This window comes from Nocardia sp. 2TAF39 (assembly GCF_052114905.1).
Lineage (GTDB): Bacteria > Actinomycetota > Actinomycetes > Mycobacteriales > Mycobacteriaceae > Nocardia.
Map to the genome: position 1 here is coordinate 130859 of NZ_JBFRFQ010000010.1, position 12687 is coordinate 143545.

A 12687-nucleotide genomic window follows, 5' to 3' on the forward strand; every position below is an offset into this window, starting at 1 on the left:
GGTTCCGTCGTGCCCTGGGGCACTGTGTCGATGGTTCGCTCGCTTCGCTCCCTCACGTCCGGTCAGTCTAGTGCCCGGAAACGATCCACTTGCTGGGGCGTCGCCGGTGCGACGATGTCGATCACCTCGAGCAGCGCGCCGCGGGCCATCCGTCGCGGTTCGGGATCTATTTCGGTGAGCGCCGCGACGACGGCTCCGTCCACCACCGCGACCAGCCTGCGCAGTTGCTCCGGCCGCACCATCCGGTCGGACCGGCGCAGCACGTCGGCCAGCAGCTCGTCCAGCTGGGCGCGCAGTCGGAGCTGCACCTCCCGTAATTCCGGGTGGCGCGCCGAGGCCACCGAGCGCTCGTAGCGGGCGATCAGCTGGCCGCGCGCGACCTCGTCGGGTCCGTCGGTCCCCACCAGCAGATCGAGCACCAGGTCGACGGTGGCCTCCGCGCCGCGGCGGCGGTGGCTCACCTCGCCGACCCTGCGGCGCATCGCGTCCAGCTCCGCGTCGCCGCTGAACTCGACCGCCCGCGCGATCAGATCGTCCAAGGAGTCGAAGTAGTAGGTGGTGGACGCCAGGGGTAGGTCGGCGCGCGTCGCGACCGAGCGATGCCGCACCGCGTCGAATCCGCCTTCGAGCAGTAACTCGGCGGCAGCAGATACCAGCGCCTGGCGACGCCGTTCGCCTTTCGGGGTCGTCGCGGTGATCACCGTGCCATCGTGCCAGTCATCATCAGTTCTTCCAGGGGAAATCAGCGAGGAAAGCAATCAAGGTTGTTTTACCGCATCCGCGCGGCCACGGTGTCGAACTGCGGAAAGTTGTTGCTCGACAGGCGGATCACGCACCGAGATAGTGCCCTAGACGCAACAGCGCCGCTTCGATGTCCTGCGTGGCTCCCGCGAACGAGAAGCGCACCGTGCGGTGTCCGTTCACGGTGTCGAAATCGACGCCGGGCGCGAGCGCGACGCCGATGTGGTCGAGTACCTCGGTGCACCATGCGCGGGAGTCGTCGGTGAGATGGCCGATGTCGGCGTAGGCGTAGAAAGCACCATCGGCGGGAGCCAGGTCGGTGATGCCGAGCTTCGGCAGCCCGTCCAGCAGCAACCGCCGGTTCACCGCGTAACGCCGTACGTGCCCGTCGAGCTCCGCCTTGGCCTCCGCGCCGAACGCGTGCAGCGCCGCGTACTGCGAGATGGCGGGCGGGCAGACGGTCAGATTCGACGCCAGACGCTGCAACGCGGGCCGCAGTCCGCTCGGCACCAGCATCCAGCCCAATCGCCAGCCGGTCATCGAGAAGTATTTGGAGACCGAGCCGATCACCACCGATTCCCGCGAGGTCTCCCACGCCGAGGAGGTCTTGCTGTCCGCGCCGGCGCTGTCGTACGTGATGCCGTGGTAGATCTCGTCGGAGATCAGCAAGGTGCCGTGTTTCTCGCACCAGCGGGCCAGCGCGGCCAACTCGGCGGGGGCGATCATCGTGCCGGTCGGGTTGGCGGGGCTGGCCACGACCAGGCCCGCGGGTGGTTCCGGCAGGGCTTCGAGCATGGCGACCGTCGGCTGGAACCTGGTGTGGGCGCCGCAGTCCAACTCGAGTACGCGGCATCCGAGCGCGGTGAGGGTGTTGCGGTAGGCCGGATAGCCGGGGCGGGCGACCACGACGGTGTCGCCAGGGTCGAACGCGGCAAGGAAGATCAGTGAGAACGCGCCGGACGATCCGGTCGTCATCACCACGTCGTCCGGATCGACCGAATAGCCGTAAGTCTCGCGATGGTGCTCGGCGATCGCCTCGCGGATCGGCAGGATGCCGAAAGTCTCGGTATAGCCCAGCAATTCGGATCGGATCGCGAGTTGGGTCGCTCGCAGTACCGGCGCGGGCGCGGGCGTCGACGGCTGGCCGGCGGCGAGTACGAGCACGTCGCCATGGGTTCTGGCCCGTTCCGCGGCGGCTTTCCAGACATCCATCACGTAGAAAGGGGGAATGGTCGACCGGCGAGATTCTCTGGACACTCGACAGACGGTAGAGCACGCGGTCGACGTGCGGTCGGGGTTATGGTCGGCGTAATGCTCGAGAACGCTCGACGAGACGGGCTCGACCGAGTACGCGGAGTGGGTGGCATCGGAGTCATTCCGCGTGATTGGCGTGCGCCGGTGCGAAAGCGTCCGGAACAGGGACTGCGCGCTCTGTTCGGAGCCGGGGGTTCCCTGTGGGCACGGCGATTCCGATGGCGGACGCTATGGGAACACAAGCCGGACCCGCGCGAGATGTGGCAGCGACGGCCCAGCGGAGAGGAACTGCTCGCGCTGGTGCGCAAGCACAAGGTGCTGCTGGCCGGGCTGGCCGCGGCCGCGGTGTTCGCCGCGAGCGACACGTCTTTCGCGGGGACGGTCACGGATCGCACGCCGGCACCCGACCGTGCCCTGCGCGTCGCCGTCGCCTATCCGCCGCAGATGCAGAACAGTCCGCCGTCGGTGCGCCGGTTGCTGAACGCGATCGCCAACGGTGAGCGGCTGCGCGAGCAGGCGGTGGTTGCGGCCGCCACGCGAGCGACTCTCGAACGCGCCAAGGCCGAGGCGGCCGCCGCGGTGGCCGGTGAGCGCCAGCCGTGGATGACCGGAAACGCACCGGTGCAGCCCGGAATGCTGCCGGGTATCTCCAGCTTCGTTCTGCCCGCCCGCGGCACGTTCACCTCCGGCTTCGGTTCCCGGTGGGGAACGTTCCACAACGGCATCGACATCGCGGGCCCGCTCGGCACCCCGATCTACGCGGTCGCCAACGGCACGGTCATCGACGCGGGCCCGGCCCAGGGCTTCGGCCTCTGGGTACGGATCCGGCACGACGACGGCAGCATCACCGTGTACGGGCACATGTACGACTTCTTCGTCTCGGTCGGTGAACGAGTGCCAGCGGGCATGCAGATCGCCCGGATGGGCAACCGCGGTGACTCGACCGGCCCGCACCTGCATTTCGAGGTGATCGTCGGCGGACAGCACGTGGACCCGCAGCAGTGGCTGGCGCTGCGCGGTCTGACCTTCGGTTGAGCCAGAGCCGGCGACGTCGCTTCGATCTCAGACGGTGATGCGTTCCTCGACGGCGGCCAGGCCGATATCGGTGCGGTAGTGGCTGCCGGGCAGCTTGATCGCGGCGATGCGGTCGTAGGCGTGCGTGCGAGCTTCGGCGAGGTCGGCACCGACGCCGACGACGTTGAGCACCCGGCCGCCCGCGGAGATCAGCGCGCCGTCTTCGCGCTGCGCGGTTCCGGCGTGCAGGACCGTGGCGGCCTCGTCGAGCGCGCCTTCCGCCGCGCCGGCGATAGCGTCGCCGAGGCGGGGGCGGCCCGGGTAGTTCTCCGCGGCGAGCACCACAGTGATCGCGGCACCGTCGCGCCAACGCAGCGGGGCCACCTGCGCCAGGGTGCCGGTGGCGGTGGCGTTCAGCAGTTCGCCGAGCGGACTCTCCAGCAGCGCGAGCACCGCCTGCGTCTCGGGATCGCCGAAGCGGCAATTGAATTCGATGACGGCGGGACCGGCCGCGCCGATCGCGAGGCCGGCGTAGAGCAGGCCGGAGAACCCGCTGTCACGCCGAACCAGTTCAGCCGCAACGGGTTTCACAACGTCATCGACAATCGCGGTGACCATCGCCTCGGGCAACCAGGGCAGCGGCGTGTACGCGCCCATGCCGCCGGTGTTCGGGCCGGTGTCGCCGTCACCGACGCGTTTGTGGTCCTGCGCGGGCAACAACGGAACCACCGTCTCGCCGTCGACCAGGCAGAACAGTGATACTTCCGGCCCGTCCAGGAACGATTCCAGCAGTACCGGATGGCCTTGCTCGAGCAATTCTGCGCCGTGATCGCGCGCTGCGGAGCGATCCGCGGTCACCACGACGCCCTTGCCCGCCGCCAGTCCGTCGTCCTTCACCACCCAGGTCGGGCCGAAGCGGTCGAGTGCGTCGTCGAGCTCGGCCGGGTTGTCCACGACCTCGCTGTGCGCGGTGCGCACACCCGCCGCGGCCATCACGTCCTTGGCGAACGCCTTCGAGCCCTCGATCCTGGCGGCCGCCGCCGACGGACCGAAACAGGCGATGCCCGCGGCGCGTACCGCGTCGGCGACGCCGAGCACCAGCGGAACCTCGGGTCCGATCACGACGAGGTCGGCCGCAAGCTCTGCGGCCAGCCCGACCACCGCCTCCGCGGAGCTCGGGTCGACCGCGCGGGTCTGCGCGTGCTGGGCGATGCCCGCGTTGCCAGGGGCAGCGAACAGCGCACTCACCGCGGGGTCTCTGCGCAGGGCCAAGACGAGGGCATGTTCACGGGCTCCGGAACCGATGACGAGTACACGCACGGCAGACAGCCTAAACGAGCCGGTTACCGCCTTTGCCGCTGCCAGCCCTGGCCGAGGGGATTATGGAAGAGGACAACGGATGTGGGCGCGCACGACCCGCACCGATCACACCGGAGCACCCGAAGGATGTGCTGACATGGGTCTAATCGACGGACTGATGGGCAATGCCGGACGGATCGATCCGGGCCAGGCGCAACAGGAGTACGCCAAACTCCTCGGCAACGGTGAACAGGTTTATGCCGCGTACCTGCTGGTCCGCGACGCCATGCTGTTCACGAACCGCCGCCTGATCCTGATCGACAAGCAGGGCGTCACCGGTCGCAAGGTGAGCTACCACAGCGTCCCCTATCGTGCGATCACCCATTTTTCGGTGGAGACCGCGGGCACCTTCGATCTGGACGCCGAACTGGCCATCTGGATCGCGGGCACCGCAGAGCCCCTGCTGAAGAGGTTCAACCGGCAGGTGGACATCTACGAGGTGCAGGGCATCCTGTCGCACTTCGTGGCGGTCTAGCACGTGCCAGGGCGGCGCCGGGGCGGACGGACCGGTCTAGTCTGCGGAGCATGGCTTCTGTCTTCAGCGCGATCATCGCCGGTCAGCTCCCGGGCCGATTCGTCTGGGAAGATGACGAATTCGTCGGCTTCCTCACCATTGCCCCGGTCACCCCGGGCCACACCCTCGTGGTGCCGCGCAAGGAAATCGACCAGTGGCAGGACATCGACGCCGACATTTTCGCCCGGCTGACCGGCGTCGCCCAGAAGATCGGCCAGGCCGTGCGCGCGGCGTGGGACGCGCCGCGTGCCGGTCTGCTGATCGCCGGACTGGAGGTGCCACACCTGCACGTACACGTGTTCCCGGCCTTCACCATGGGCAACTTCGACATCTCCGGCGCCGACCCGAACCCGAGTCCCGAGTCCCTCGACGAGGCCCAGACCAAGATCAAGCAGGCCCTGCGTGACCTCGGCCACGGCAGCAACGTCCCCGACTGAACCCGGTTCCCACCCGCGCGAGAGAACGGTCCGACCGCCACTCGCGGTCGGACCATTTCTTCGTCAAGCCTGCACGTCGTGCAGGGGACTATCAATTCCCCCGACCGAGACCGTCGCCAGCGTCTGGCTCGGGGTCCAGAAGATCCTGCCGTGCTCGAAATCCTGGTAAGTGCCAGTGTCCCAAGGGATTTCGTCGCTCGTCGGCCATCCCAGCGGACCGTTCTCGTAGCCGGAGCGATTCCAGCGGTCGCGGATAGCGCCGTGCAGCCAGAAGGCGCGCTCACTCGCTGCCTGGCGGTAGAGGGCGCCGCCCTGGAAATCCTGCACCTCACCCGACGGCTGGCCGCCTGGACCGTGCAACACGGTTCGGTCGGTAACCGGGTAACCGAGTGGGCCTGTCTCCCAGCTCAATTCCTCGAATTTTCCCCATAGCGTTTCCGGGATGGCGTGGGCACCGGTGGAGGGGTGCCAATAGATATGTCCGTGCTCGAACTCGGCGAACCGGCCCACGCCGTCGGGGGTCGCGATTTCGCCGGCGGTGATCCGATTGCCCAACCAGGGATTCGCAGCCGCGCAATCGTTGATCGCGTTCGGCTCCGACCCGCCCGATCCGCCAGTGGCAAAGCTCCGCACATCGTCGGCGAATACATCCCACGGAAAATTCGGCCCGACATCCGTATGCGTGCCGATGCCGAGACACTCCGTCACATACTTATGATCGGAGATCCCCGCACGCTCCTGATAGGGCGGCGCGATGACATACGTGTCGAAACCGTATTTGCGGGCGTCCTGCACCGCGAGCCACGCCGCGATCCGAATGTCATCGCGAATGGACATCCAGACATCGCGGCTCCACGCGATGCGGCTTCCGGCGAAGCAGAGATTGATCGTGTACGGATTCGCGTCCAGCACAGACCAGCTCGCCAGGTCGGTGTCGACGACATCGGCGACCACACGATCACGGAGGGTGTAGTGGTAGCTCACGCCATTATTGGGGTTGTTGAGGTAGTTCGCGAGGCTCTCGGCGGTCCCGTTGCCCTCCTGCGTGTGCAGCAGGAAATTCTTGATGCGCGCACCGTGGCGGCTGGAAGCCGAGTTGCCCATCCGATCGATTTCGACGTAATCCGGCTTGTTCACACTTCCCCCTTGATTCGGATCCGGCGTAGCCGCTTTCGACCACTGGCCGTAGTCGTCGACGAGGACCTTGTTGACGTCCACCCCGACGCCGGCGACCTGATCGCGGTCGATGCGGATCTGGTGGATGTGCGCGGCGGGATGGTCCCCGTTGATCGAGGCATCGCCGGACCAGTTGTGTTGCCAGAACCACCTGGCGACGCCGTCCTCGAGCGCCCAATCGATGCAGCGCGCGTTGCCGTACATACCGGTCCACTCCGCACCGACCACCGATGCCCAGCCACGCAGGAACGGCGCTATCTGCGAATTCCACTCCTCCAGGGAAGGGTTCGAGTCGACGGGCGCATACAGCGGCCGAAAGCCCGGCCCTCCGGCAGCGAAATGGTAGTCGAGCGCGATTCGGGCGTGATGCACGCCCGAATCGTATCCACCTTTCCAGTCCGACGTATCACCCTTGCCGTACTGATAATTGGTCACCACCTCCAGCCCGATGGCACGCAGCCGGTCACAGTAGTCGCGGGTCAGCGGCTTCGCGCCGAAGTTCGTGCCAGGCCTGGAGTCGGAGAAATAGCCGATGACCCCGGCGTATCCGGCGTTCTTGATCGCCTGCGGGTCTATCAGCGCGGCAGAGAAATCGATCAACTCAGTCATCACACACCCCCGTGTTCGAGTCCGCGTGTCCATCCAGAACGACGCGTTATATTCGTTCACCTCAGCAACTTTCGACTGAGAGACCCTCGACATAAATAGATTCGGCACCGAGGGCGAAAAGGATGCCGCGATATTGTTTTTGTGGCCGATCCGGTGTTCGCCCGTTACCTCAGGGTACCTCCACCGCGACCTATCCGGCATTTCGCCGGACGTGATATGAAGCCGAGATTCGCAGCCTCGCAAAACAACTCGGCTACAACTTTGCGAAAACGGCGGTATTCGAATTATAGAAAACCACCCAGTCGGTCTGCTATTGAACATGATCGCAATCTCGACGTCGACGCGGTGGTTACACCTGGACGGCCGAACCAGCCTCGTCAGTTTCGGATTGTTGCGAGCGTCGACCGCGGCGCAAGGGGCGGCCTGGCGATCGGTTCAGCCGATCCCCGCCTGCCGTTGCAGGAATTCGATGACTGCGGCGGTGTAGCCACCCGGACGGCTGAGCAGCAGGGAGTACCCGGCTTCGCGGCGATCGCGCTGGGCGATCGCGAGCGCGCGTATGGCGACATGATTGCGGGTGCGCAGCCTGCTGGCGGTGGTCACGACAGGTCAGCCTTTCATTCCGCTATGGGTGGGACTTCGCGCTCAGTCGTCGCAGCAAGAACAGTCGTGCGCTTCGGCTTTCGCCTGCTGGGTGTCGGGCGAGGGTGTGAGGCAGCAGGTGTCGCCTTTCCAGGCGTTGACGCCTTCTTCGGCCGCGATCACGGCAATCACCATGGCAGCGATCGGGTCGGCCCACGACCACCCGAACAGGGCGTTGAACAGCAGCCCGGCGAGCAGGACCGCCGACAGGTAGGTGCAGAGCAGGGTCTGTTTGGAGTCGGCTACCGCGGACGCCGAACCGAGTTCGCGCCCCGCGTGCCGCTGCCCCCACGACAGCACCGGCATGATGATCAGACTGGTTGCGGCCAACCCGATTCCGATCGGGGAGTTCTGTGCTTCCCCGATGCCGAGCAGGGCGCGGATCGCTTCGACGGCGACGTAGGCGGCCAGCGCGAAGAAGGAGAAGGCGATGATCCGCAGCGCGATCTTCTCCCGGGCTTCGGGGTCGCGGCTGGAGAACTGCCAGGCGACCGCCGCGGCGGAGGACACTTCGACAACCGAGTCCAGCCCGAACCCGATCAACGCTGTCGACGACACTCGGGTGCCCTCAGCCAATGCGATGACCGCCTCCAGCACGTTGTAGCTGATGGTGACCGCGACGAACCAGCGGATCCGCCGCGACAGCACCCGCCGCCGCGCGGGGCTGGGCCCCAGCCGGACCGGCGACGTCCCGGGCATCAGCAGCACTGCTCAGTCGCCGAGGCCGGACAGCAAGCCGGGTCGACCGCCAAGACCAGCCCGAGTAGATCGTCCAGCGCATGAGCGATACGCGGGTCGGCGAGTTCGTAGCGGCTGCGCCGGCCTTCAGGAACGGCGACGACCAGGCCGCAACCACGCAGGCAGGCCAAGTGATTGGACAGGATCTGCCTCGACACCCCGATCCACTCGGCCAGATCCGACGGATAGCCGGGCCCGCTCCGCAGACTCAGCAGGATCCGGGTACGAGTCTGGTCTGACAGCGCATGACCGAAGCGAGCCAGCGCGTCCGAGTGCAACAGCGTCTCCATAAACCCGATAATACAGATTCTCGTGTATTCACTAAAATCTGAACTGTCTGCGGCGGCGACCTGATCGCGGCTGGAACTATCGACAGCTCCGGCTAAAACGGACTGCGGCGACGGTTGCTCGGCTCCCAGTCCGGATGGAGCGGGCTGCCGCCTCGATCTCGACGCTGCGGTGTTGCCGCCGAGCGTGACCTCCCGCAGTGATCCGCTTCCATTCCGCCCACATCGATTCGAGGTTGGTGAGGGTGCCGAGCAGGTCGGGCAACGCAAGGCCCGAGTCCGTGAGATCACACCACGCGACGAGGTCGTCTTGGGACGGCGCTTGCTTACCGGTCTCGATCTTGAACACCTTCGCCGGCACCTCACCAGCGTCATCCCACGGGCTGCTACCCGCGTCGGTGTCAGCGATGCCTGGGGCGTCGACCGTCGTATTCAACGGCATGCGAGGGCTTCCGTTGCGCCGACGGGGCACGTCGCGGTGTCCGGGAGGCTGTGCGAGGCAGCTGTCCGCGCGTCGGGCGGGAACCGTCGAAGGCAGGCAGATGCCGCCGGCAACTCAGGCACCACTGCGTGGAGGGAATGGTTTGCAGTAGGTGGATCGGGATCTGGGTGTGACAGCCGCGGCAGCGGCCGTAACGGCCTGTGGTGATGAGCGTGCGGGCTTCATCGATGTCGGCCAGGGCGCGTCGTGCGGCCGTGGCCAGTTTGATGGTGACCTCATGCCTGGCCTTACCGGCCGCGTCGGTGGGTACGGGTGCGCGATCGATTTCGGCTTCGAGTTCAGCCAGCTGCTGCAGGCGGAAGCGGCGTTGCTGGTTCAGTGTGGCTCGCAGCGCCGGTAGATGGTCGGTAAGGCGTGCGGGTGAGACGGTGTGTGCGCGGGTCATCCAGGTCTCCAGGACTGGTAATTCGGAATGCGGTTCGAGATGCGGTCACGTGAGAAGGGATGGGGCCGCCCTGTCAGCGGCCCCCTGTATTACCACCTCCACGCCCTCCACATATTCACTGACAACCCCAGGATCGTTAACGCCGAACGGCTGCGCTTGTCCGCCTGCGACAATCGCGGGTGCGCCACTTGTCCGATTCCTCCACTCGCATCCCCGGGGACCGTGTTCAGGCGGAAACAGCAGGTGTATGGCGGTCGAGTCGGGCTGCGGTCGGGCTGCGTGACAACCCGTACTGCGACCAGGCGCGCCAATTACCTGGCGCACCACGTTAAGTGGCCGCAATCTGTCCACGTTCGGCGCCGCCCGCTCACGTCGAAGGTTGGATTCGGGCGGTTGTGGTTGCCCGGTCAGTGCACGAGTGCGGCCGCAGTCGCCGGTGTGGTCGCGATGGTCACGGTGCGGGTGCCGGGCACTGTGCGGGTCAGCGCGATGGCAAGGCGCCGTTCGGATTCGTCGGCGAACCGGCCGGAGATGGTGGCGTCGCCCTCGTCGACGGTGACATGCCAGCGCCGCGCGCCGGTGTACTGATCGAGGAGGTTCTGTGCGCCGGCCGCGAGTGCGTCGTCGGGGGTGAGCATGATTCGCAACGCATCGCCGCGGCTGAACATACCGACCACGCGGCCGTCGGCATCGACGACCGGCAGACTGCGCAGCCCATGCGTCACCAGCCTGCTCATGACCTCGGCCAGTACCGCGTGGCCGGGGACCGACACCGCCGGTGTGGTCATCACTGCACTGACCGCGTCGTCGAGTGCGTCGGCCCGCAGGAGGTCACCGCTGGTCAGGACCCCGATGAGGCGATCGTCCTGGTCGAGCACAGGCAACGCCGCGTAGCCCAGTTCGGTGAGCATCAGCGCAGCCTCGCGTGCCGTATTGCTGTGCCGCACTGCGATGATCGGTCGTTGCATGACCTCGCATACCCGCATGTTCTTCATTCCGTTCAACTCCGTTCAACCAGTTACCGGCTCGGCACGACAAGGCAGATCCTTCGCTGGACTGTTCTCGTGTTCTCCAGGGGCTGGGTCGGTCAGCGCGTAGGGGACCGCGTGCAGCAGCGTCACTGCCATGATCGCGCCGCTGGATGTGTGGTAGATACGGCGTTCGCCCGGTCGCGCGCCGGTGATGGCGCTGCCCAGTGGCAATTGCATGGAGCGTTCTTGTCAACTCCATGATTGCGTGGTTGTCGAGGCGATCGGTTGCGCTGATCCGACAATCGAGGAGCCGAGATTTGTGGCGATGGCACAGCACAGTCAGTCGTTGTCGGTGACGGCGAGTTCTATCATCACGGCGAGCCGTTTGCGGGGGTCGTCCAAGTCGAGATTGGTCACCTCTGCCATCTTGCGCAGCCGGTTACGCACGGTGTTCTCGTGCACGCCCAGCTGCGCCCCCGCGCCGGCGGGGTCGCCTTGTGCCTGCAACCAGGCGCGCAGCGTTGCCACATACTGGGTGGAGTTCATGTGGTCGTGTCGGCGCAATTCCGACACCGGGCCCCGTGCGGGGGTCCGTCCGGAAAGCCCGGCGGTGCGCAACCGTTGTAGCAGGATTTCGTCCCACGACTCGTCATAGGTGGGGGGCTCGGCACCTGCTGAGCGGGCCTCGTGCAGCGCCAGGCATTCGTCGGCTTCTCGGCGCGCCAACGCCAATTCCGTGGCCCGGGCCACACCGCTGATCCCGGCCAGCACCGTCATCTTCGCGGGCAGTGCCGCCTGTCGCTCGGCTATCCAGCGGCGTGCGGTGGCCGCCTGGTCGGCGGGCAGCACGGTGTAGATAGTGTCGCCGACCAAGGCGCTGCGGCTCGAACGGAACCAGCCGAATCCGGTTGTTGCTCGCTCGAAGATCAACAGCAGTGCGACGTGCTGCTCGTCGGCGATCCGAGCGCGCAGCGCGATCACCCGCAAACTCTCCGGCGCCAACCCAGCCTGCTGGCCACCGTCGCCGCGTCCGCGGCACCCTCCAGCAAACCGATCACCAGTTCGGATTCCACCTGCCGTTCCAGGTCCGCGCTGGCCCTCGACCGCAACAGGTGCAGGGCGACTGTGTGCGCGCCGTCGGTCAAGGCCGTGCGCCGAGCCCCGTGTAACGGTGCCGGGCACGACACCCATACCGAGCCCAGCAGTTGCCGGCCCACGCGCACGGCCACGACCATCCGCCCCGTCATACCACGTTCTACCTGCGCGGGAACGGACAACGGTTCATCCGAGGCTGCCAAATGTGCGAAGACATCGTGCGCGTCGAACAGCTCTCGTAACCACGGCGGCATCTGCCGGTCCAGGATCGTTTCGACCCGTGCGGGGTCGAGGTGGGGCTGTCGCCTGGAATACGCCAGCACCCGAGACAGCCGGTCCTCGATCGTTACCGCACCTTCGACCGCGTCGGCCAGGCTGTCGGCCAAGGCGAACAGATCAGTCGGGCCGCGACCGGCCTCGGTTTCGCGTCCTTCCAGCACCAACCCGTAGACCACCGCGGCCACCTCGCTCCAGGCCACCGCAAGGTCGACCACCATCACCGCCACACCCTCGCTCTCCGGCTCATCCTGGGTCTTCTCACCCGCACGGATGAGCGCGACAACAGCCCGCGCCGAGGCCGCCCAGTCCACCACTTCCGACACGGAGCAGGCCCCGATCCCCAGCAGCACATCACCCACTTCTTGTGGGTCCTGATCGGCGCCATGGATTACCACACTGCGCAATGGGGTGGACCGGGGAACCGAACCCAACCGTAAGCGGATCCCGTAGCCACCCAGTACGTTCGCCAACCGGTCCAATGTCACCATGAGCGGCTCCTGTGTGGAATCGACGGTGCAGCGCGATCAGGCCCCCGACGCCGACGCGACCGGCAGAAAATGGTGGACGGTCCGGCTTTCGCGACACTGGTGCATGAGGTTGGACGTTGCCGATACCCCGCGTCCCATCAACTAGATGAGGTTTCCGGTGCTCCGCCGCGTACGAAGATGGTCTCGAGCCGTGCAG

14 protein-coding genes and 1 pseudogene are annotated in these 12687 nt (G+C 66.5%); 4 read left to right on the plus strand and 11 right to left on the minus strand.

Translation table 11 applies throughout. The features are described from left to right. Positions 1 to 62 precede the first annotated feature (62 nt). Together AB4Z47_RS08605 and AB4Z47_RS08610 are read right to left on the minus strand one after the other, a co-directional pair. Positions 63 to 701, minus strand: a complete 639-nt coding sequence (locus AB4Z47_RS08605) for a TetR/AcrR family transcriptional regulator (protein WP_441949335.1) — start codon at positions 699 to 701, stop codon at positions 63 to 65. A 127-nt stretch (positions 702 to 828) separates the two neighbouring features. Then, positions 829 to 1998 carry a pyridoxal phosphate-dependent aminotransferase gene (locus AB4Z47_RS08610; RefSeq protein ID WP_441949336.1) on the minus strand — a complete coding sequence of 390 codons (1170 nt, stop codon included), beginning with the start codon at positions 1996 to 1998 and terminating at the stop codon, positions 829 to 831. A gap of 54 nt (positions 1999 to 2052) precedes the next feature. Between AB4Z47_RS08610 and AB4Z47_RS08615 the strand changes: the two genes are divergently transcribed. Then, on the plus strand, positions 2053 to 3030 hold the full coding sequence (locus AB4Z47_RS08615) for a M23 family metallopeptidase (protein WP_441949337.1): 978 nt from the start codon (positions 2053 to 2055) through the stop codon (positions 3028 to 3030). A gap of 27 nt (positions 3031 to 3057) precedes the next feature. On the opposite strand, the gene purD is transcribed toward AB4Z47_RS08615, so the two are convergent. Continuing rightward, positions 3058 to 4329: a phosphoribosylamine--glycine ligase gene (purD, locus tag AB4Z47_RS08620; protein ID WP_441949339.1), complete on the minus strand. Its 1272-nt coding sequence runs from the start codon at positions 4327 to 4329 to the stop codon at positions 3058 to 3060. 136 nt (positions 4330 to 4465) lie between these two features. On the opposite strand from purD, the gene AB4Z47_RS08625 reads away from it, so the two are divergent. Together AB4Z47_RS08625 and AB4Z47_RS08630 are read left to right on the plus strand one after the other, a co-directional pair. After that, positions 4466 to 4843, plus strand: a complete 378-nt coding sequence (locus AB4Z47_RS08625; RefSeq protein ID WP_043718981.1) for a PH domain-containing protein — start codon at positions 4466 to 4468, stop codon at positions 4841 to 4843. A gap of 50 nt (positions 4844 to 4893) precedes the next feature. Then, positions 4894 to 5319 (plus strand): HIT family protein, encoded by a 426-nt coding sequence (locus AB4Z47_RS08630; protein WP_441949341.1) that lies wholly within the window; start codon positions 4894 to 4896, stop codon positions 5317 to 5319. A 63-nt stretch (positions 5320 to 5382) separates the two neighbouring features. Here the strand turns inward: AB4Z47_RS08630 and AB4Z47_RS08635 are convergent, their stop codons facing one another. The 5 genes from AB4Z47_RS08635 to AB4Z47_RS08655 form a co-directional block, all read right to left on the minus strand. Beyond that, a complete protein-coding gene (locus AB4Z47_RS08635; protein ID WP_441949343.1) occupies positions 5383 to 7425 on the minus strand; it encodes a glycoside hydrolase domain-containing protein in 2043 nt (680 codons plus the stop codon). 114 nt (positions 7426 to 7539) lie between these two features. After that, positions 7540 to 7707: a hypothetical protein gene (locus AB4Z47_RS08640; RefSeq protein ID WP_441949345.1), complete on the minus strand. Its 168-nt coding sequence runs from the start codon at positions 7705 to 7707 to the stop codon at positions 7540 to 7542. Between the two features lie 42 nt (positions 7708 to 7749). Beyond that, complete coding sequence (locus AB4Z47_RS08645) at positions 7750 to 8445, minus strand: cation transporter (protein WP_441949346.1); 696 nt, start codon at positions 8443 to 8445, stop codon at positions 7750 to 7752. Then, positions 8445 to 8774 (minus strand): ArsR/SmtB family transcription factor, encoded by a 330-nt coding sequence (locus AB4Z47_RS08650; protein WP_441949348.1) that lies wholly within the window; start codon positions 8772 to 8774, stop codon positions 8445 to 8447. Before AB4Z47_RS08650 ends, AB4Z47_RS08645 begins: the two co-directional genes overlap by 1 nt. Positions 8775 to 8850: 76 nt before the next feature. Beyond that, complete coding sequence (locus AB4Z47_RS08655) at positions 8851 to 9213, minus strand: hypothetical protein (RefSeq protein WP_441949350.1); 363 nt, start codon at positions 9211 to 9213, stop codon at positions 8851 to 8853. 151 nt (positions 9214 to 9364) lie between these two features. Between AB4Z47_RS08655 and AB4Z47_RS08660 the strand changes: the two genes are divergently transcribed. Next, positions 9365 to 9613, plus strand: a complete 249-nt coding sequence (locus AB4Z47_RS08660) for a hypothetical protein (protein WP_441949351.1) — start codon at positions 9365 to 9367, stop codon at positions 9611 to 9613. Between the two features lie 452 nt (positions 9614 to 10065). Here the strand turns inward: AB4Z47_RS08660 and AB4Z47_RS08665 are convergent, their stop codons facing one another. From AB4Z47_RS08665 to AB4Z47_RS08675, 3 genes and pseudogenes are all read right to left on the minus strand, one after another. Beyond that, on the minus strand, positions 10066 to 10653 hold the full coding sequence (locus AB4Z47_RS08665; RefSeq protein ID WP_441949353.1) for a CBS domain-containing protein: 588 nt from the start codon (positions 10651 to 10653) through the stop codon (positions 10066 to 10068). 15 nt (positions 10654 to 10668) lie between these two features. Further along, positions 10669 to 10866 carry a hypothetical protein gene (locus tag AB4Z47_RS08670; RefSeq protein ID WP_441949355.1) on the minus strand — a complete coding sequence of 66 codons (198 nt, stop codon included), beginning with the start codon at positions 10864 to 10866 and terminating at the stop codon, positions 10669 to 10671. 102 nt (positions 10867 to 10968) lie between these two features. Continuing rightward, a pseudogene (locus AB4Z47_RS08675) lies at positions 10969 to 12491 on the minus strand (PucR family transcriptional regulator). Positions 12492 to 12687 lie beyond the last annotated feature (196 nt).

Excerpts from the sequence above, each read along its gene's own strand:
- AB4Z47_RS08615 (WP_441949337.1), top strand. The coding sequence starts at position 2,053 with ATGCTCGAGAACGCTCGACGAGACGGGCTCGACCGAGTACGCGGAGTG.
- AB4Z47_RS08625 (WP_043718981.1), top strand. The coding sequence starts at position 4,466 with ATGGGTCTAATCGACGGACTGATGGGCAATGCCGGACGGATCGATCCG.
- AB4Z47_RS08630 (WP_441949341.1), top strand. The coding sequence starts at position 4,894 with ATGGCTTCTGTCTTCAGCGCGATCATCGCCGGTCAGCTCCCGGGCCGA.
- AB4Z47_RS08635 (WP_441949343.1), bottom strand. The coding sequence starts at position 7,425 with ATGTTCAATAGCAGACCGACTGGGTGGTTTTCTATAATTCGAATACCG.
- AB4Z47_RS08645 (WP_441949346.1), bottom strand. The coding sequence starts at position 8,445 with ATGCCCGGGACGTCGCCGGTCCGGCTGGGGCCCAGCCCCGCGCGGCGG.
- AB4Z47_RS08650 (WP_441949348.1), bottom strand. The coding sequence starts at position 8,774 with ATGGAGACGCTGTTGCACTCGGACGCGCTGGCTCGCTTCGGTCATGCG.
- AB4Z47_RS08655 (WP_441949350.1), bottom strand. The coding sequence starts at position 9,213 with ATGCCGTTGAATACGACGGTCGACGCCCCAGGCATCGCTGACACCGAC.
- AB4Z47_RS08665 (WP_441949353.1), bottom strand. The coding sequence starts at position 10,653 with ATGAAGAACATGCGGGTATGCGAGGTCATGCAACGACCGATCATCGCA.
- AB4Z47_RS08670 (WP_441949355.1), bottom strand. The coding sequence starts at position 10,866 with ATGCAATTGCCACTGGGCAGCGCCATCACCGGCGCGCGACCGGGCGAA.